The sequence below is a fragment of the Gloeomargarita sp. genome, from assembly GCF_053491055.1.
Genome location: NZ_JBRCEP010000090.1, coordinates 1 through 16,213, shown reverse-complemented (window position 1 = coordinate 16,213; position 16,213 = coordinate 1). Strand labels below are relative to the sequence as shown.

The following is a 16,213-nucleotide window of genomic DNA, read 5'->3' as shown; positions in this document are numbered from 1 at the left end:
GGTGGGGGTGGGGTTTGCCCTCTCGGCGTTGGTGGGGATTCCGGTGGGACTGCTGATGGGAAGTTTTGCCAGTATCCGGGCGTTGTTGGAACCCCTGTTTGGCTTGATGCGCTATATGCCGGCGCCCGCGTTTATTCCCCTGTTGATTTTGTATCAGGGGGTGGGGGAAGAACCGAAGGTGACGCTGATTTTTATTGGTACGTTTTTTTTCAATGCGTTGATGGTGATGGATACGGTGAAATTTGTGCCGAAGGAGTTAATTGAAACCACGTATATGTTAGGAGGAAATCGGATGGCGACGGTGATGCAGGTGATTTTTCCCTATGTCCTGCCGGGGGTTTTGGATGCCTGTCGGATCAATTTGGCAGCGGCTTGGCAGTTGGTGATTGTGGCGGAATTGGTAGCGGCGACGGAGGGGTTGGGGCGACGGATTAGTTTGGCGGGCAGATTTTTGCGAACGGATGAAATTTTTGTAGGAATTATCGTGATTGGGCTAATCGGGTTGGGGTTGGATTTGTTGTTTCAATATCTGGTGCGGTTGACCAGTCCTTGGGCGGATGCGAAATGAGTTGTTTCTATAACCAATTGGGAGGTGCCTTCATGTTTTTACAGGTGCGACAGTTGAGCAAACATTTCCCGACCAAGCGGGGGACGTTGGTGGCGCTGGAGGATATTAATTTCTCTGTGGCTGCTGGGGAATTTGTCTGTGTGGTGGGGGCTTCTGGATCGGGCAAGTCCACTCTCCTGCGGCAGATTGCGGGGTTGGATCAGCCGACGCGTGGGGGGGTGTGGATTGATGGACAACGGGTGAAGGGCCCTGGGGCGGATCGGGGAATCGTCTTTCAGCATTACTCCCTGTACCCCTGGATGACGGTGCAGGAGAATGTGGAGTTTGGGCTGAAATTGCACGGGATTTCCCCCCGGGTGCGGCGGGAGCAGGCGCAGTATTATCTGGAGGTGGTGGGGTTGACGGCGTTTGCCCAGGCGTTGCCCCGGCAGTTGTCTGGCGGGATGAAACAGCGGGTGGCGATTGCCCGGGCGTTGGCGGCGGAACCCCGGATTTTATTGCTGGATGAACCCTTTGGGGCGTTGGATTTGCACACCCGGGAAACCATGCACGAATTTATGGTGCAGCTGTGGCAACGCACCCGTTTGACCGTGTTTATGATCACCCACGATGTGGAGGAGGCGGTGTTTTTGGCGAACCGGATTTTCGCTTTGAGTAGTCACCCAGGGCGCATCTGCCGGGAGATACGGGTGGAACTGCCGGATCGGAGTGTGGGGGTGATGGCAATCAAACGTCACCCACGTTTCCACGACTACCGGGATGAATTGGTGCGCATCCTGCGGCAACAGGGACGGGCGAATGCTCCTACCCCGGCGTTGGCGGCTTAAGGCCATCCTTTCAGGTCATTTATGCCCCTAAGTCTCGATCTGTCATCGTTGCGCCAGGCGTACCTTGCTGGGCAGGTGACCCCAGTTGACGTTGTCGAAACGGTGTACGCCCGGATTGAACGCTATGCCGACCCGGCGGTGTGGATTTATTTAGCGCCCAAGGAGGAGAGCGTACGGCGGGCGCAGGCGTTGACCAAAACTGAACCGAGCCAGTTGCCCCTGTACGGCATTCCCTTTGCCATCAAGGACAATATCGATTGGGCGGGGGTGCCCACCACGGCGGGGTGTCCCAGTTTTGCCTATACGCCCCAAAAGTCGGCGACGGTGGTGAACCGGTTAATCGCCGCCGGGGCAATCCCCATCGGGAAAACCAATTTGGATCAGTTTGCGACGGGGTTGGTGGGCACCCGTTCGCCCTACGGCATTTGCCGCAATCCCTTTCACCCAGAGTACATTCCGGGGGGGTCGAGTTCCGGGTCGGCGGTGGCGGTGGCGGCGGGGCTGGTGAGTTTTAGTTTGGGGACGGATACGGCGGGTTCCGGGCGGGTGCCTGCGGCGTTTAACCAGATTGTGGGCTTGAAACCCACCCGGGGTTATCTGAGTACCCAGGGGGTGGTGCCCGCCGTGCGGAGTCTGGATTGTGTGTCCATCTTTGCCCTGACCTGCCGGGATGCCCAGGCGATTCTCCGGGTGACTGCTGGGTTTGACCCCCTGGACCCCTTTTCCCGGTTGCCCCAGTGGACGGAGCAACCGCCGGGTCTGCGGGTGGGGGTGCCGCCGCGGGAGCAGTTGGATTTTTTTGGCAATCAGGCGGCGGCGGAGAATTACCAGCAGGCGTTGACCCGGCTGGCAGGGTTGGGTTGTACCTTGGTCACGGTGGATGTTATGCCGTTTTTGGCGGCGGGTGACTTGTTGTATGAGGGGGCGTGGTTAGCGGAGCGGACGGCGGCGGTGGGGGAATTTCTCCACCAGCACCAGACTGGGGTTGACCCGGTGGTGCGGCAAATTATCTTAGCGGGTGAGTCCATTTCCGGGGTGCAGGTGTTCCGGGATATGTACCGTCTGGCGGCGCTGAAACGGGAAACCGAGGCGCAATGGGCGCAGATGGACATGCTGGTTCTACCCACCACCGGGACGATTTACCGGGTGGCAGAAGTGCTGGCTGAACCCATCGCCCTGAATCGCCATTTGGGACGGTACACCAACTTTGTGAATTTACTCGACCTGTGTGCCTTGGCAGTACCGAGCGGCAGGCAACCCAACGGTCTCCCGACCGGCATCACCCTCATGGCAAGGGCGGGGCAGGATCAATGGCTGTGCCACTGGGGGCAACGGTATCAAGCGGCGCTGGGGGGAATGTTAGGAGCGACTGCAATGGCTGAGCAGGAGGTGTCCCCATGACCGAACCCTACCGCCTGGCGGTCGTCGGTGCCCATTTGACCGGACAACCTTTGAACTATCAGTTGCAAGAATTACAGGCTCGGTGCCTGCGTACCTGTACCACCGCACCCCTCTATCGGCTGTACGCCCTTACCGGTGGGGAGATACCCAAACCCGGTCTGGTGCGCCAAGGGGCAGGGCAACCGGGCTATGCCATTGAAGTGGAAGTCTGGGCTTTGTCAGCTACCAGTTTTGGTCAATTTGTGGCGCAGATTCCCTCGCCCTTGGGGATTGGCACGCTGATTTTAGAAGACGGGGAAACGGTCAAGGGCTTTGTGTGTGAGTCGTTTGCGGTGGCGGATGCCCTGGATATTTCCCATTACGGCGGTTGGCGGGCCTATCTGGCAGCGCCAGGCGCAAAAAAATTCCCCTTACCCTCTAGACAAATTCTTAAAAGCGGTCTATGATTTTAGATCGTGTCGCTAAGCCGCTGCCTCGGTAGCTACCGAGAGGGCGGGGGATACTGGGTTTACCGTCAGCGTGGCGAAGCCATCAATCAGGCTGCGGGAACTCAAGTCCTGGGGCGGCAGGCAGAGGACTGGTGATGCGTGCGTGAGCCATACCGATAACGGCTGTTCCTCGCGGGAGAGGGAGGCCGGTTCGGGGTTGGAATGGATAGATTAGGAGGCAGACCGTGGCGCTGGGACTTTTGGGAACCAAGTTGGGCATGACCCAGCTTTTTGACGAAACGGGCAAGGCGGTGCCGGTGACGGTAGTGCAGGCCGGGCCTTGTACGGTGACGCAACTCAAAACCACGGCCACGGACGGTTACAATGCGGTGCAATTGGGGTATGGGGTGACCCGGGAAAAGACCCTGAGCAAGCCGGAGCGGGGGCACTTACAAAAGGCGAATGCCCCGTGGCTGAAGCATCTGCGGGAATACCGTTTGGATGATCCGACCCAGTACCAACTAGGGCAGCAGATCACGGTGGCGATCTTTCAGCCGGGGCAACGGGTGGATGTGGTGGGCACCAGCATCGGGCGGGGGTTTGCCGGGTATCAACGGCGGCACCATTTTGGGCGGGGGCCGATGGCGCACGGTTCCAAAAACCACCGTCAGCCCGGTTCGATTGGGCCGGGGACGACGCCGGGACGGGTCTATCCGGGGAAACGCATGGCAGGCCGCATGGGCAACCAACGGGTGACGATTAAAGATTTATGTGTTTTTCAGGTGGACACGGAGCGCCATTTGTTGCTGATCAAGGGGTCGGTGCCGGGAAAACCAGGGGCTTTGGTGAGTGTGACGCCTGCCAAACGGGTGGGGGCAAAGGGGTAAGCGATGGTGGCACTAACGGTGAAGAATTGGCAAGGGGAAACCAGCGGTGAGGCGTCCTGGACGCTGCGGGTGGCGAAACCGGAGACGGCCAACCACCTTCTGCATCGGGCGGTGGTGCGTCAGTTGGCCCATGCCCGGCAAGGAACAGCCTGTACCAAAACCCGGGCGGAAGTCAGCGGCGGTGGGCGCAAACCCTGGCGGCAAAAGGGGACGGGTCGGGCGCGGGCCGGTTCCAATCGGTCGCCCTTGTGGCGGGGCGGGGGGGTGATTTTTGGCCCCAAACCGCGGGATTACCTGCTCAAGATGAACCGCAAGGAGTGGCGATTGGCCTTGCGGACGGCCTTGATGAGCCGCGCCGAGCAGACGATTGTGGTGGAGGAATTTGCAGCGCACCTGCCCCGGCCCAAGACCAAGGAAATGGTGCAGGCGTTGCAGCGCTGGGGGGTGCCGCCGGAGACCAAAGTGTTATTGATTGTGCCGGAAATTACCGAGACGCTGGGGTTGTCGGTGCGGAATGTGCCCTATATCACGCTGCTGCGGGCGGACCAGTTGAATGTGTGGGACATTCTCCATGCGGATACCCTGGTGGTGACGGTGGGGGCGTTGCGCAAAATTCAGGAGGTGTACGGGGATGGGTCGGATCACCACGCTTAAACCCCGCCAGAACGACCCGCGGCGGTTGGTGGATTGCATTATCCGCCCGCTGGTGACAGAGAAGGCGACGCGGTTGTTAGAGCAAAACCAATACACCTTTGCGGTGCAGCCGCGGGCGACCAAGCCGGAGATCAAGGCGGCGATCGAGTTGCTGTTTGGGGTGCGGGTGGTGGCGGTCAATACCTTGCACCCGGCAGAGCGGCGCAGGCGGGTGGGGCGGTTTGTCGGCCAGAAGCCCCATTACAAAAAGGCCATTGTGACCCTGGCTGCTGGTGACAAAATTGTTCTGTTTCCGGAGGTCTAGCAGCCCATGCCGTTACGTCTGTATCGCCCCTTGACCCCAGGCACCCGTGGCCGCTCGGTATCGGATTTTGCGGAGATTACCAAGACCGAGCCGGAAAAGTCGCTGGTGGCCTTCCACCATTCCCCCAAAGGGCGTAACAACCGGGGGGTGATCACCACCCGCCATCGGGGCGGCGGCCACAAACAGTTGTATCGGTTGGTGGATTTTCGCCGGGATAAGCGGGGGATTCCGGCCAAGGTGGCAGCGATTGAATACGACCCCAACCGGAGTGCGCGGCTGGCGCTGCTTTATTACCGGGATGGGGAGAAACGCTACATTTTGCATCCGCGGAATTTGCAGGTGGGGGCGACGGTGATGGCGGGTCCCGATGCCCCGATTGAGGTGGGCAATGCCCTGCCTTTGGGGAATATTCCCTTGGGGACGGAGGTGCACAATGTGGAGTTGACGCCGGGCAAAGGCGGGCAGATCGTGCGGAGTGCGGGCACCAGCGCCCAGGTGGTGGCCAAGGAGGGGGATTTTGTTGCCCTGAAGTTGCCTTCGGGGGAGGTGCGGTTGTTCCGGCGGGAGGCGTATGCCACCATTGGCCAGGTGGGGAATGTGGAGCACAACAACATTACTTTGGGGAAAGCGGGGCGCAAACGTTGGTTGGGTCGGCGTCCTGAGGTGCGCGGTTCGGTGATGAACCCGGTGGACCATCCCCACGGGGGCGGGGAGGGCAAGGCCCCCATTGGCCGCAGTACGCCGATGACCCCTTGGGGGAAACCGGCTTTAGGGCGCAAAACCCGGCCTCGCCACAAAGCGAGCGACAAGTTGATCATCCGTCGTCGCAAAGGGAGGGACTAGAGATGGCGCGTTCTTTGAAAAAAGGGCCGTTTGTGGCCGACCACCTGTTGCGCAAAATCGAAAAGCTCAACCAGCGCAACGAAAAGCAGGTGATCAAAACCTGGTCGCGGGCCTCCACCATTGTGCCGGAGATGATCGGCCATACGATTGCGGTGTACAACGGCAGACAGCATATCCCGGTGTACATTACCGACCAGATGGTGGGGCACAAGTTGGGGGAATTTGCCCCCACCCGCACCTTTCGGGGTCACACCAAAAGCGATAAAAAGGCCAAACGTTAGGAGGAAGACAGGGTGATTGCCACGACAGGACCAGAAGTGCGGGCCGTGCTCCGGTTTAGCCGCTTGTCGCCCAATAAGGTACGGCGGGTGTTGGACCAGATTCGGGGGCGCACCTACCGGGAGGCCCTGATGATTTTGGAATTTATGCCCTATCGCCCCTGTGGGCCGGTGATGAAGCTGTTGCGGTCGGCGGCGGCCAATGCGGAACACAACAACGGCCTGGACCGCAGCAAATTGGTGATTACCCAGGCCCGCGCCGACGGGGGACCGATGCTCAAGCGCTACCAACCGCGGGCGCGGGGGCAGGCCTACCGGATTCACAAACCCACCTGCCACATCACGATTGCGGTGCGGGAACGGGCCGACAAGGAGGAGCAATAGGATGGGACAGAAAACACATCCGGTCGGGTTTCGGTTGGGGATTATCCGGGAGCACCAGTCCCGCTGGTTTGCTGCTCCCCGGCAGTACCCGGAACTGTTGCAAGAGGATTACAAAATTCGCCAGTTTGTGATGCAAAAGCTGAGCAAGGCGGCCATCGCCCGCATCCACATCCAGCGCAAGGCCGACCAGATCGAACTGGCGGTGCATACGGGACGCCCCGGCGTGGTGGTGGGCCAGCGGGGGGCGGGCATTGAGGCGCTGCGCAAGGACGTGGAAAAACTGCTGGGGCGGCAGCAGGTGAAAATCCGGGTGGTGGAAATTGCCAAGGTGGATGCGGAAGCCCCGTTGCTGGCGGATTACATCGTCGAGCAGTTGGAAAAGCGGGTGGCGTTCCGGCGGGCCATAAAGCAGGCGATTCAGCGGGCTCAGCGGGCGGAGGTGCAGGGCATCAAGGTCATGGTGTCCGGGCGGCTCAACGGGGCGGAAATTGCCCGCAGCGAGTGGGTACGGGAAGGGCGCGTCCCCCTGCAAACCCTGCGCGCCGACATTGACTATGCCCAGCGCATTGCCAAAACGGTCTATGGGATTTTGGGGGTAAAGGTGTGGGTGTTTCGCGGGGAAGTGCTGCCGAGCACCCCAGAGGCGTCGGCGGTGCGTACCGGCAAACCGGCCCTGCGTCCCCCCCGGCGCCGCCAGCAGTTTGAGGACCGTTCTGAAGCCGAGGTACAGGAGTAGCCCATTATGCTCAGCCCAAAACGCACCAAATTTCGCAAACAACAGCGGGGCACACGGCGGGGCGTGGCCACCCGGGGCAATACGATTGTCTTTGGGGATTACGGGTTGCAGGCCCAGGCGCCGGCCTGGATCACGGCCCGTCAGATTGAGGCCTGTCGGCGCGCCATGAACCGCTGCATCAAGCGGGTGGGGAAAATCTGGATTCGCATTTTCCCGGACAAACCGGTGACCATGCGCCCGGCGGAAACCCGCATGGGTTCGGGGAAAGGCTCCCCGGAATTTTGGGTGGCGGTGGTCAAACCCGGCACCATCCTGTTCGAGATGGGCAACGGCGTCCCCGAAAGCGTGGCGCGGGAGGCCATGCGGTTGGCGGCCTACAAACTGCCCATCAAAACGAAATTTGTTACCCGTGCCAGTCAGGAGGTGTCTTGCGATGGCGTTTCCCAAAATGTCTGACATCCAAGACCTCGACGACGACCAATTGCGCGAGGCCATTGTGGCGGTGAAAAAGGAACTCTTTCAACTGCGGTTTCGCCAAGCGACGCGCCAGCCGGTCAAAAGCCATGAATTTCGGCATGCCCGGCACAAATTGGCGCAATTGTTGACCCTCGAACACCAAAGGAGGCGGCAACATGGCAGTTAAACAGTTTGTGGGGCAAGTTGTCAGCAACAAGATGCAAAAAACGGTAGTGGTGGCGGTAGAACGGCGGGTGGCCCACCCCCGCTACGGCAAGATTGTGGTGCGGACGAAGAAGTACAAGGCGCACGACGAGGAGAACCGCTGCCAAGAGGGTGACCGGGTGCGGATTGTGGAAACCCGTCCCTTGAGCCGCACCAAGCGCTGGCGGGTGGTGGAAATTCTCAGTACTTCCCCAGGAGGTGCCTCATGATTCAGCCCCAGACCTATTTGAACGTGGCCGACAACAGCGGCGCCCGCCGGATTATGTGTATCCGGGTGTTGGGGGCGACCGTAGGCAGCAAAGGGTTGACCAAAGGCGGCGGCAACAAGCGCACGGCGGGCGTGGGGGATGTGATCGTGGCGGTGGTCAAGGATGCGGCGCCCAACATGCCCGTGAAAAAGTCCGAGGTGGTGCGGGCGGTGGTGGTGCGCACCCGCAAAAATGTGCGCCGGGAAAGCGGCATGAGCATCCGGTTTGACGACAACGCCGCCGTGATCATCAACAAAGACGGCAATCCGCGGGGGACGCGGGTCTTTGGCCCGGTGGCGCGGGAACTGCGGGACCGCAACTTTACCAAAATTGTTTCTTTGGCGCCGGAGGTGTTGTGATGGTACGGCGTTTGCAACCGGGGTTGGTCAAAAAACTGACCAAACAAAAAGGGGTGCGGCCCCACCGCAACGGCCTCCGCTACAAGATGCACGTCCGCCGGGGGGATTTGGTGCAGGTCATTAGCGGCGACGACAAGGGGAAAGTGGGGGAAGTTCTCCGGGTGTTGCCGGAGACCAGCCAGGTGGTCGTCGCGGGGGTGAACATCCGCACCAAACATGTCAAACCCCAGCGGGAGGGGGAAAAAGGCCAAATTGTCCGGGTAGAAGCCCCCATCCACAGCAGCAAGGTCATGCTCTATTCGCGGGAAAAAGAGGTCGCCAGCCGGGTCTGCCACACCTATACGCCAGACGGGCGCAAGGTGCGGATGCTGAAAAAGACCGGCGAACTCCTTTTGCCCAAACCACCGAAGAAGGGAGGGAACTAGGATGGCCCAGCGGCTGAAGACCTACTACCAGGAAACGGTTGTCCCCCGCCTGATGCAGGAGTTTGGCTATACCAACGTGCACCAGGTGCCGAAATTGGTGAAAATCACCGTCAACCGGGGGTTGGGGGAGGCGGCGCAAAACGCCAAGGCTCTGGAGTCGTCCCTGCAAGAAATCAGCCTAATCACCGGGCAAAGGCCGGTAGTGACCCGGGCGAAAAAGGCGATTGCCGGGTTCAAAATCCGCAAAGGGATGCCGGTGGGGATGATGGTGACGTTGCGGGGCGACCGGATGTACAGCTTTTTGGAGCGGTTGATTCACCTGGCTTTGCCCCGGATTCGCGACTTTCGTGGGATCAGCCCCAAGAGTTTTGACGGGCGGGGAAATTACAGTTTGGGGTTAAAGGAGCAGTTGATTTTTCCTGAGATCGAATATGACAAGATTGACAAAATTCGGGGGATGGACATTGCCATCATTACCACGGCCCGCACGGACCGGGAGGGGTTGGCCTTGCTCAAAGCGCTGGGGATGCCGTTTCGGGAGAACTAACGATGGTTAACGACACCATTGCCGATATGCTCACCCGGATTCGCAACGCGGGCTTGGCGCGCCACCAGACCACCCAGGTTCCGGCGACCCGGATGACCCGCAGCATCGCCCAGGTGCTCAAGACAGAGGGGTTTATCCAGGACTTTCGCGAGGAGGGCGAGGGGGTGCGGCGGGTGCTGGTCATCACCCTGAAGTACACCGGGGGGCGGCGGCGGCAGCCGGTGATCCGTGCCCTCAAGCGGGTCAGCCGTCCGGGGTTGCGGGTGTATGCCAACCACCGGGAGTTGCCGCGGGTGCTGGGGGGAATTGGCATTGCGGTGATTTCCACCTCGCGGGGGATCATGACCGACCGGGAAGCCCGCAAAAACGGCATCGGCGGCGAAGTGTTGTGTTATGTCTGGTAGGAGGGGGGGTCATGTCCCGGATTGGTAAACGACCGATTCCTATCCCCGCCAAGGTGACCGTGACCCTGGAAGGGCAACGGGTGCGGGTAAAAGGTCCAAAAGGGGAACTTCAGCGGGACCTGCCCGCTGGGGTGGTGGTGCAGCAGCAGGAGAACCGCTTGCTGGTGCAGCGGGTGGACGATTCCCGGCAAAACCGGCAACTGCACGGGCTATGCCGGACCCTGGTGGCCAACATGGTTGAGGGGGTGGCCAAGGAGTTCGAGCGCAAGTTGGAAATCCAGGGGGTGGGCTACCGGGCGCAGATGTCCGGGAGCAAGCTGGTGTTGAACGTGGGCTATAGCCATCCGGTGGAAGTGACCCCGCCGCCGGGGATCACCTTGGGGATTGAGGATGCCAGCGGCAAAAGCGTCAACCAGGGCACTATCATTGTGGTGCGGGGGATTGACAAGGAGCAGGTGGGGAATATGGCGGCGCAGATTCGCTTTGTGCGGCCCCCGGAACCCTACAAGGGCAAGGGGATTCGCTACCTCGGCGAAGTCGTGCGGCGCAAGGAAGGCAAAACCACTGGTAAGAAGAAGTAGTCAACCGGATCACGACCATGAAACTCACCCGTATCGAGGCTGTTCAACGTCGGCACCGCCGCATCCGCAAACGGGTGGTGGGCACCCCGGAGCGCCCCCGTCTGGCGGTCTTTCGTTCCCATCGGCACATCTATGCCCAGGTAATTGACGACACGCGGCACCACACCCTGGCGGCGGCTGGCTCGGTGGAACCGGCCTTGCGTCAGGAACTCAACAACAACGGCGCCACCTGCACGGCGGCGGCCAAGGTCGGGCAAGTGATTGCCGAGCGGGCCTTGGCCAAGGGTATTCAGCGGGTGGTGTTTGACCGGGGGGGCAACCTCTACCACGGGCGGGTCAAAGCCCTCGCCGAAGCGGCCCGCGCCGCCGGATTAGAATTTTAGAGCAACGGCAAAGGAGAAGCACATGGCTAAAGAACGTCGCAGCAAAGCTGCCCGTACCCCGGAAAAGGAACCGGAATGGCAAGAGCGGGTCGTGCAAACCCGGCGGGTGACCAAGGTGGTCAAGGGAGGCAAAAAACTGAGTTTCCGCGCCATTGTCGTCGTGGGGAATGAGAAGGGACAAGTGGGCGTGGGTGTCGGCAAGGCCAACGATGTCAGCGGAGCGGTGCGCAAGGGGGTCGCCGATGGCAAAAAGCACCTGATCACGGTGCCCTTGACCCGCGCCAACTCGATTCCCCACCCCACGCGGGCCGATTTTGGGGCGGCGAGTGTCCTGATGCGGCCGGCGGCGCCGGGAACCGGGGTGATTGCCGGGGGGGCGGTGCGGACGGTGCTGGAATTGGCCGGGGTGAAAAACGTACTGGCCAAGCAATTGGGGTCGAGCAACCCCCTGAACAACGCCCGTGCAGCCATTGCCGCCTTAGCCAGTCTGCGGACCTTCTCCCAGGTGGCGCAGGAGCGGGGCATTCCCATCGAACAACTCTACGGTTAACCAGGTAGGGAGGGGCGCACCATGCGGCTACACGATTTGCATCCCCAACCGGGTTCCCAGCATCGGCGGCGCCGGGTAGGCCGGGGCATCAGTGCGGGCCAAGGCGCCAGTTGCGGTTTTGGCATGCGGGGGCAAAAATCCCGTTCTGGCCGCTCCACCCGTCCGGGGTTTGAAGGGGGCCAAAACCCCTTGTACCGGCGGCTCCCCAAACTGCACGGTTTCCGGTCGGTTAACCCCACCCGTTACACCATTCTCAACGTGGGGGATTTGGCCCGCTGGCCAGGGGAGCAACCCGTCACCCTGGCGGCCCTCCAAGCTGCCGGTTGGGTCAAACAGCCCCAGGGCCCGTTAAAAATTCTGGGCGATGGGGAGATTGACCGTCCCCTCACCGTGGTGGCGGCGGCCTTTAGCGCTACTGCCGAGGCCAAAATCACCGCCGCCGGTGGGCAGTGCCAACGGGAGACCTAGGGAATTGCCCGCTTGTGCGGACCCCCAAAACCTGGTCTAATAACGGTAATGGGTCACAGGGGGGCGCTATGCAGGAAAAGGTCAAACTGCTCAAGGCGGTGGCGGGCACCAACCGGGGGTTGTTGGCGTCGCCCCGGATGCAGGCCGAGTTAGACCAACTGATTCGCCAACTGGAAGCCCAAAACCCGACGGCCAACCCGGTACAAGCCTCGGAATTGCTCAGCGGTTGCTGGCAACTGCTCTACACCACCAGCGCGGATGTACTGGGTTTAGGGCGGCTGCCGGGGGTGACCCTAGGGCAAATCTATCAGGTGATCCAAGCGGACAAAAGCCGAGTGTACAATCTGGTCGAGGTCCAGGGGTTGCCCTTGTTAGAAGGGGTGTTGGCCGTTAAAGCCCGGTTTACCGTGGTCAATCCCAGCCGCATTGCTATCTACTTTGAACAGAGTCTGTTGGGCTTGCAGCGGTTTGTGGACTACCAAAACCCCACCCAATGGCTAGCGCAGTTGGAGCGGGACGAACCCCTGCCCTTGCTGCGTATTCCCCTCGATGGCAGCCGTTCCCAGGGCTGGTTGGACATTACCTACCTGGACATTGACCTGCGGATTAGCCGGGGCGACAAGGGGAATGTGTTCGTCCTGAGCCGGGTGTGACCCCGCCGGAACCCGGTGATGTTACAGTAATCTATAGAAATGTAACGAAATTTCGCCGTTGGGGGTTGCTATGGTCGCCGCCACGACAGCCAGCATTTGCTTTACCAGAGAAGGGAAAGAGGTGATTGTAGCCAACGGGGCCAATTTGCGGCAGCAGGCGTTGGCCCATGGGATTGACCTGTACACCTGGCAGGGAAAGTTGCTCAACTGCGGCGGTGTGGGTCAGTGTGGCACGTGTGTGGTGGAAATCCTAGCGGGTGGGGAATACCTATCGCCGCCTACCGCCTTCGAGCAGCGCAAGCTCCGCAAAAAGCCCCACTGTCGGCTGGCCTGCCAAACCCTGGTCTATGGCCCGGTGACGGTCAAGACCAAACCCTAGCTACAATCCTTAAAACTGTGGCGCTCCATTCTCCGCTAGAGTAGAATTTGGAGTTTTGGAGGTCGCCACCGATGGAAGTGAATATTTTGGCCCTGATTGGCACTGCCCTGCTGGTTTTGATTCCTTCTGCCTTTTTGATCATCCTCTACGTGCAGACGGCCAGCCGCGGCGAAGGGTAGCGTTGACCCTGGGCAATCAGCGCACCAGCAACACCGGGCTATCGGCGTGTACCCGCACGTAATCGGATACGGAATTGCCGAGCAGCCGGTCCAAATCCACCAGGCTACGGGCAATGGTGGGACGGCGGTCCGGGGAACCCAACAGCACCAAGTCGGCGGCGACTTCCTGGGCAATTTCACAGAGGGTAACCCCAGGGTCGCCCTCGCGCACCACACAGCGGTACTTGAGGCCCCGTTGCCGGATTTTTTGGATCGCCTCGGCCAGAACGGGGCTGGCTTCCGGGTTTTGGAGCAATTCCGCCAGCGTGACTCCTTGCAGGGGAGGGTTGACCTCGGCGAGCACCAGTTCGCCCCCCTTGAGGTCCTGGAGGAGGAAGAGGGCCATCTCCAGGCTTTGCTTGGCGCTGGGGGAACCGTCGTAGGCCACCAGCAGGCGCTGGATTTTTTCCACGTAGGTATCGTCCTTGACCAGCAACATGGGACGCGATGCCAGTTGAAACACATACTGGCTCACGGAGTTTTCCAGAATGGCCCGCAGCCGTCCCAGCCCCCGCGAACCCATGATGATCAAATCCACTGCCAATTCGTCGGCCACGCGGGGTACGACATCTTTGGGGTCCCCCTCCCGGAGCATGGTCGTCACCTGCGCAGGTTTCAAACAGGCCGTGTTTGCCCCCTCCGGGCGGCACACATGGATTTTCGCCAGGGAATTTTTGAGAATTTCTACCCCTTCTGCCTGTTTGGCCACCATGTCCTGCGCCGATGCCTGGGGCGTGACCACGTGCAACAGCGTCACCTGGGCTTGGGCAATACAGGGCAGGTCAATCAGGGCATTGAGCATTTCCTCCGTATGCCCTGTCCCGGACACCGCCACCAGTATTTTGCGAATCATGGGGCTATCCTCCTCTGCGCCGATCTACTTATTAGGGTGAGACCAGCTACCCCCGCCCTGCCCCATTTCGTTAGGTTTCTTCAAATTGAACCGCCCAAACGTTCACAAAAATCAAAACGCCCCTAACTGGCCACCGGTTGCCCCTGGGGTTGGAACTGGAACAGGGCATACACCACGTTGCGGCGAATGTTGGTCATCATGTCCTGGAACAATTCATAACCCTCAATTTTGTACTCAATCAGGGGGTCTTGTTGCCCATAACCCCGCAACCCCACCGACTCCCGCAGCGCATCCATCTGTTGCAGATGCTCCCGCCACAGCGTATCCAGTTGTTGCAGGATGAAAAATCGTTCTGCTTCTCGCATCAAACCCGGACGGATTTGCTCCACCTGCGCCTCTTTCATGTCGTAGGCAATGCGGACTTGCTCATGCAAAAACGCCTGGATTTCCGGCAGGGTTAAATCCTCCAATTGACTGGGTTCCAAATCACTCAATAGATAGATAAATTGCTTGACCTTTTCCACCAGGGCCGTCAAATTCCATTCCTCCGGCGGTAAATCCGGGTTGATGTAAGCCGCAATAATATCATCAATAGTTTTTTCGGCGTATTGAATCACCAATTCCCGCAAATCCCGCCCTTCTAAAATCCGTCTGCGCTCCGCATAAATTGCCCGCCGTTGGTTGTTCATCACCTCATCGTACTCAAACACCTGTTTGCGGATGTCGTAATAGTAGGTTTCTACTTTCTTTTGCGCCCCTTCCAACGACCGCGTCAGCAACGGCGACTCAATCGGCATATCCTCCTCCACCCGGAAGGCATCCATGAGCGCCGCCACCCGCTCCCCGCCAAAAATCCGCAGGAGATTGTCCTCCAAACTCAGGAAAAACCGCGTTGTCCCCGGGTCGCCCTGCCGCCCGGCCCGCCCCCGCAACTGGTTGTCAATCCGCCGTGACTCGTGCCGCTCCGTGCCAATCACATACAAGCCCCCCAGCTTCACCACCTCGTCATGTTCCGCTTGCGTATAGACTTCGTACTCCCGGCGCACCAGGTTGTAGGCCTCCCGCAAGCGGGCAATCACCGGGTCATCCGTTGGGGCTTTCTCCGAAGCAATGGCAATCTTATCCTCCGCGACCAACTCCGGCAAACTCTGCTCCCCGTACACCTGCACCGCAAAATCCACCGCCGCCCGCAACGCCCGTTCCGTTTCCGGGGAAAGTTCCGCCGGAAAAATGTTGGGGGACGCCTTCCAGGTTTTGACCTTCTGGCCCGTGCCAAACCCCACGCCCCCAGGGCGACTTTGCCCCAGCAGGGACGCAAAAACCTGCAGCCCATCGTCTTGCTGGGGCATCACCAACCGGGGCATAAAATACTCCCGCACCTTCAGGCGCGCCATGTACTCCGCATTCCCCCCCAGAATAATATCCGTCCCCCGCCCCGCCATGTTGGTAGCGATAGTAACCGTTCCCTTGCGTCCTGCTTGGGCGATGATCTCCGCCTCCCTTTCCACATTTTCGGGTCTAGCATTGAGCAGGTTGTGGGGAATGCCCACTTGAGTAAGCAGGCTAGATAGGTACTCGGATTTTTCCACACTGGTAGTACCCACCAATACGGGGCGACCGATCTTGTACATCTCAGCGCACTCATTGGCTACTGCCATCCACTTAGCTCTTTCGGTCTTATAGACCACATCGGGAAAGTCCCTTCTGCCGCTGGGGCGATTGGTGGGAATAACAGTTACTTCAAGGTTGTAGATTTTGCTGAACTCTGCCTCTTCTGTCTTAGCTGTGCCCGTCATCCCCGCCAGTTTGGGATAGAGCAAAAAGAAGTTCTGGTAGGTGATGGTGGCAAGGGTCTGGGTCTCGGGCTGAATTTCTACGCCCTCTTTGGACTCGATCGCCTGATGCAGACCATCGCTCCATCTGCGCCCAGGCATCACCCGCCCTGTGAATTCATCCACAATAATCACTTCCCCATCGCGCACAATGTAGTTCACATCGCGGAGGAACAATTCCTTCGCTTTCAGAGCATTGAATACAAAGTGCGCCCATGGGTCTTTTTGGTCGAATAGGTCGGTTACCCCCAACAGGCGTTCTGCTTCTGCAAAACCTTCATCCGTGAGAATGACATTTCTCTGCTTTTCATCTACTTCGTAG

27 protein-coding genes are annotated in these 16,213 nt (G+C 59.8%); 25 read left to right on the top strand and 2 right to left on the bottom strand.

From position 1 onward, the window contains the following. The 25 genes from ACWISF_RS10020 to psbM all read left to right on the top strand — a co-directional run. Positions 1 to 568, top strand: a 568-nt coding sequence (locus ACWISF_RS10020) for an ABC transporter permease (RefSeq protein WP_448381447.1), incomplete at its 5' end; no start/stop codon positions are given. Between the two features lie 32 nt (positions 569 to 600). Beyond that, positions 601 to 1,395, top strand: a complete 795-nt coding sequence (locus ACWISF_RS10015; RefSeq protein WP_448381446.1) for an ABC transporter ATP-binding protein — start codon at positions 601 to 603, stop codon at positions 1,393 to 1,395. 75 nt (positions 1,396 to 1,470) lie between these two features. After that, positions 1,471 to 2,796 carry an allophanate hydrolase gene (gene atzF, locus ACWISF_RS10010; RefSeq protein ID WP_448381445.1) on the top strand — a complete coding sequence of 442 codons (1,326 nt, stop codon included), beginning with the start codon at positions 1,471 to 1,473 and terminating at the stop codon, positions 2,794 to 2,796. Beyond that, complete coding sequence (locus ACWISF_RS10005; protein ID WP_448381444.1) at positions 2,793 to 3,242, top strand: allophanate hydrolase-related protein; 450 nt, start codon at positions 2,793 to 2,795, stop codon at positions 3,240 to 3,242. Before atzF ends, ACWISF_RS10005 begins: the two co-directional genes overlap by 4 nt. Before the next feature lie 227 nt (positions 3,243 to 3,469). Next, positions 3,470 to 4,111, top strand: coding sequence for a 50S ribosomal protein L3 (gene rplC / locus ACWISF_RS10000; RefSeq protein WP_448381443.1), 642 nt, complete (start codon positions 3,470 to 3,472; stop codon positions 4,109 to 4,111). Between the two features lie 3 nt (positions 4,112 to 4,114). Further along, entirely contained in the window at positions 4,115 to 4,765 is a 651-nt protein-coding gene (gene rplD, locus ACWISF_RS09995) for a 50S ribosomal protein L4 (protein WP_448381442.1), read from the top strand. Beyond that, a complete protein-coding gene (locus ACWISF_RS09990; RefSeq protein ID WP_448381441.1) occupies positions 4,743 to 5,069 on the top strand; it encodes a 50S ribosomal protein L23 in 327 nt (108 codons plus the stop codon). Before rplD ends, ACWISF_RS09990 begins: the two co-directional genes overlap by 23 nt. 6 nt (positions 5,070 to 5,075) lie before the next feature. Continuing rightward, complete coding sequence (gene rplB / locus ACWISF_RS09985; protein ID WP_448381440.1) at positions 5,076 to 5,912, top strand: 50S ribosomal protein L2; 837 nt, start codon at positions 5,076 to 5,078, stop codon at positions 5,910 to 5,912. 2 nt (positions 5,913 to 5,914) lie between these two features. Continuing rightward, positions 5,915 to 6,193 carry a 30S ribosomal protein S19 gene (gene rpsS / locus ACWISF_RS09980; protein ID WP_448381439.1) on the top strand — a complete coding sequence of 93 codons (279 nt, stop codon included), beginning with the start codon at positions 5,915 to 5,917 and terminating at the stop codon, positions 6,191 to 6,193. Between the two features lie 15 nt (positions 6,194 to 6,208). Continuing rightward, positions 6,209 to 6,574: a 50S ribosomal protein L22 gene (gene rplV, locus ACWISF_RS09975; RefSeq protein WP_448381448.1), complete on the top strand. Its 366-nt coding sequence runs from the start codon at positions 6,209 to 6,211 to the stop codon at positions 6,572 to 6,574. Between the two features lies 1 nt (position 6,575). Further along, entirely contained in the window at positions 6,576 to 7,310 is a 735-nt protein-coding gene (gene rpsC / locus ACWISF_RS09970; RefSeq protein ID WP_448381438.1) for a 30S ribosomal protein S3, read from the top strand. Positions 7,311 to 7,316: 6 nt separating this feature from the next. After that, positions 7,317 to 7,766, top strand: a complete 450-nt coding sequence (rplP, locus tag ACWISF_RS09965; protein ID WP_448381437.1) for a 50S ribosomal protein L16 — start codon at positions 7,317 to 7,319, stop codon at positions 7,764 to 7,766. After that, entirely contained in the window at positions 7,744 to 7,953 is a 210-nt protein-coding gene (gene rpmC / locus ACWISF_RS09960) for a 50S ribosomal protein L29 (RefSeq protein ID WP_448381436.1), read from the top strand. Before rplP ends, rpmC begins: the two co-directional genes overlap by 23 nt. Further along, a complete protein-coding gene (rpsQ, locus tag ACWISF_RS09955; protein ID WP_448381435.1) occupies positions 7,943 to 8,200 on the top strand; it encodes a 30S ribosomal protein S17 in 258 nt (85 codons plus the stop codon). Before rpmC ends, rpsQ begins: the two co-directional genes overlap by 11 nt. Further along, positions 8,197 to 8,598: a 50S ribosomal protein L14 gene (rplN, locus tag ACWISF_RS09950; RefSeq protein WP_448381434.1), complete on the top strand. Its 402-nt coding sequence runs from the start codon at positions 8,197 to 8,199 to the stop codon at positions 8,596 to 8,598. Before rpsQ ends, rplN begins: the two co-directional genes overlap by 4 nt. Continuing rightward, positions 8,598 to 9,023 (top strand): 50S ribosomal protein L24, encoded by a 426-nt coding sequence (rplX, locus tag ACWISF_RS09945; protein WP_448381433.1) that lies wholly within the window; start codon positions 8,598 to 8,600, stop codon positions 9,021 to 9,023. Before rplN ends, rplX begins: the two co-directional genes overlap by 1 nt. Before the next feature lies 1 nt (position 9,024). After that, complete coding sequence (rplE, locus tag ACWISF_RS09940) at positions 9,025 to 9,570, top strand: 50S ribosomal protein L5 (RefSeq protein ID WP_448381432.1); 546 nt, start codon at positions 9,025 to 9,027, stop codon at positions 9,568 to 9,570. A gap of 2 nt (positions 9,571 to 9,572) precedes the next feature. Further along, positions 9,573 to 9,974 carry a 30S ribosomal protein S8 gene (gene rpsH, locus ACWISF_RS09935; RefSeq protein WP_448381431.1) on the top strand — a complete coding sequence of 134 codons (402 nt, stop codon included), beginning with the start codon at positions 9,573 to 9,575 and terminating at the stop codon, positions 9,972 to 9,974. 11 nt (positions 9,975 to 9,985) lie between these two features. Beyond that, the gene (gene rplF / locus ACWISF_RS09930) at positions 9,986 to 10,555 is read left to right on the top strand and encodes a 50S ribosomal protein L6 (protein WP_448381430.1); all 570 of its coding nucleotides are present in this window, start codon (positions 9,986 to 9,988) and stop codon (positions 10,553 to 10,555) included. A gap of 17 nt (positions 10,556 to 10,572) precedes the next feature. Then, a complete protein-coding gene (rplR, locus tag ACWISF_RS09925) occupies positions 10,573 to 10,938 on the top strand; it encodes a 50S ribosomal protein L18 (RefSeq protein WP_448381429.1) in 366 nt (121 codons plus the stop codon). A gap of 22 nt (positions 10,939 to 10,960) precedes the next feature. Beyond that, positions 10,961 to 11,488: a 30S ribosomal protein S5 gene (rpsE, locus tag ACWISF_RS09920; protein ID WP_448381428.1), complete on the top strand. Its 528-nt coding sequence runs from the start codon at positions 10,961 to 10,963 to the stop codon at positions 11,486 to 11,488. A gap of 21 nt (positions 11,489 to 11,509) precedes the next feature. Further along, positions 11,510 to 11,956, top strand: coding sequence for a 50S ribosomal protein L15 (rplO, locus tag ACWISF_RS09915; RefSeq protein WP_448381427.1), 447 nt, complete (start codon positions 11,510 to 11,512; stop codon positions 11,954 to 11,956). Positions 11,957 to 12,024: 68 nt separating this feature from the next. After that, the gene (locus ACWISF_RS09910; RefSeq protein WP_448381426.1) at positions 12,025 to 12,609 is read left to right on the top strand and encodes a PAP/fibrillin family protein; all 585 of its coding nucleotides are present in this window, start codon (positions 12,025 to 12,027) and stop codon (positions 12,607 to 12,609) included. Positions 12,610 to 12,679: 70 nt separating this feature from the next. Beyond that, the gene (locus ACWISF_RS09905; protein ID WP_448381425.1) at positions 12,680 to 12,988 is read left to right on the top strand and encodes a 2Fe-2S iron-sulfur cluster-binding protein; all 309 of its coding nucleotides are present in this window, start codon (positions 12,680 to 12,682) and stop codon (positions 12,986 to 12,988) included. A 71-nt stretch (positions 12,989 to 13,059) separates the two neighbouring features. Further along, on the top strand, positions 13,060 to 13,167 hold the full coding sequence (gene psbM, locus ACWISF_RS09900; protein ID WP_448381424.1) for a photosystem II reaction center protein PsbM: 108 nt from the start codon (positions 13,060 to 13,062) through the stop codon (positions 13,165 to 13,167). Between the two features lie 16 nt (positions 13,168 to 13,183). On the opposite strand, the gene ACWISF_RS09895 is transcribed toward psbM, so the two are convergent. Further along, entirely contained in the window at positions 13,184 to 14,059 is an 876-nt protein-coding gene (locus ACWISF_RS09895) for a universal stress protein (RefSeq protein ID WP_448381423.1), read from the bottom strand. 122 nt (positions 14,060 to 14,181) lie between these two features. Then, a partial coding sequence (gene secA, locus ACWISF_RS09890; protein ID WP_448381422.1) for a preprotein translocase subunit SecA occupies positions 14,182 to 16,213 on the bottom strand: 2,032 nt, incomplete at its 5' end.

Bases quoted from the DNA above. Each gene is read 5' to 3' on its own strand.
- ACWISF_RS10005 (WP_448381444.1), top strand. From the start codon at position 2,793: ATGACCGAACCCTACCGCCTGGCGGTCGTCGGTGCCCATTTGACCGGA.
- ACWISF_RS09990 (WP_448381441.1), top strand. From the start codon at position 4,743: ATGGGTCGGATCACCACGCTTAAACCCCGCCAGAACGACCCGCGGCGG.
- rpsH (WP_448381431.1), top strand. From the start codon at position 9,573: ATGGTTAACGACACCATTGCCGATATGCTCACCCGGATTCGCAACGCG.
- rplF (WP_448381430.1), top strand. From the start codon at position 9,986: ATGTCCCGGATTGGTAAACGACCGATTCCTATCCCCGCCAAGGTGACC.
- rpsS (WP_448381439.1), top strand. From the start codon at position 5,915: ATGGCGCGTTCTTTGAAAAAAGGGCCGTTTGTGGCCGACCACCTGTTG.
- psbM (WP_448381424.1), top strand. From the start codon at position 13,060: ATGGAAGTGAATATTTTGGCCCTGATTGGCACTGCCCTGCTGGTTTTG.
- rplX (WP_448381433.1), top strand. From the start codon at position 8,598: ATGGTACGGCGTTTGCAACCGGGGTTGGTCAAAAAACTGACCAAACAA.
- rplE (WP_448381432.1), top strand. From the start codon at position 9,025: ATGGCCCAGCGGCTGAAGACCTACTACCAGGAAACGGTTGTCCCCCGC.
- rpsC (WP_448381438.1), top strand. From the start codon at position 6,576: ATGGGACAGAAAACACATCCGGTCGGGTTTCGGTTGGGGATTATCCGG.
- ACWISF_RS09910 (WP_448381426.1), top strand. From the start codon at position 12,025: ATGCAGGAAAAGGTCAAACTGCTCAAGGCGGTGGCGGGCACCAACCGG.
- rplP (WP_448381437.1), top strand. From the start codon at position 7,317: ATGCTCAGCCCAAAACGCACCAAATTTCGCAAACAACAGCGGGGCACA.
- ACWISF_RS09905 (WP_448381425.1), top strand. From the start codon at position 12,680: ATGGTCGCCGCCACGACAGCCAGCATTTGCTTTACCAGAGAAGGGAAA.
- rplD (WP_448381442.1), top strand. From the start codon at position 4,115: ATGGTGGCACTAACGGTGAAGAATTGGCAAGGGGAAACCAGCGGTGAG.
- rplR (WP_448381429.1), top strand. From the start codon at position 10,573: ATGAAACTCACCCGTATCGAGGCTGTTCAACGTCGGCACCGCCGCATC.
- rplB (WP_448381440.1), top strand. From the start codon at position 5,076: ATGCCGTTACGTCTGTATCGCCCCTTGACCCCAGGCACCCGTGGCCGC.
- ACWISF_RS09895 (WP_448381423.1), bottom strand. From the start codon at position 14,059: ATGATTCGCAAAATACTGGTGGCGGTGTCCGGGACAGGGCATACGGAG.
- rpsE (WP_448381428.1), top strand. From the start codon at position 10,961: ATGGCTAAAGAACGTCGCAGCAAAGCTGCCCGTACCCCGGAAAAGGAA.
- rpsQ (WP_448381435.1), top strand. From the start codon at position 7,943: ATGGCAGTTAAACAGTTTGTGGGGCAAGTTGTCAGCAACAAGATGCAA.
- rplN (WP_448381434.1), top strand. From the start codon at position 8,197: ATGATTCAGCCCCAGACCTATTTGAACGTGGCCGACAACAGCGGCGCC.
- rplO (WP_448381427.1), top strand. From the start codon at position 11,510: ATGCGGCTACACGATTTGCATCCCCAACCGGGTTCCCAGCATCGGCGG.
- rpmC (WP_448381436.1), top strand. From the start codon at position 7,744: ATGGCGTTTCCCAAAATGTCTGACATCCAAGACCTCGACGACGACCAA.
- ACWISF_RS10015 (WP_448381446.1), top strand. From the start codon at position 601: ATGTTTTTACAGGTGCGACAGTTGAGCAAACATTTCCCGACCAAGCGG.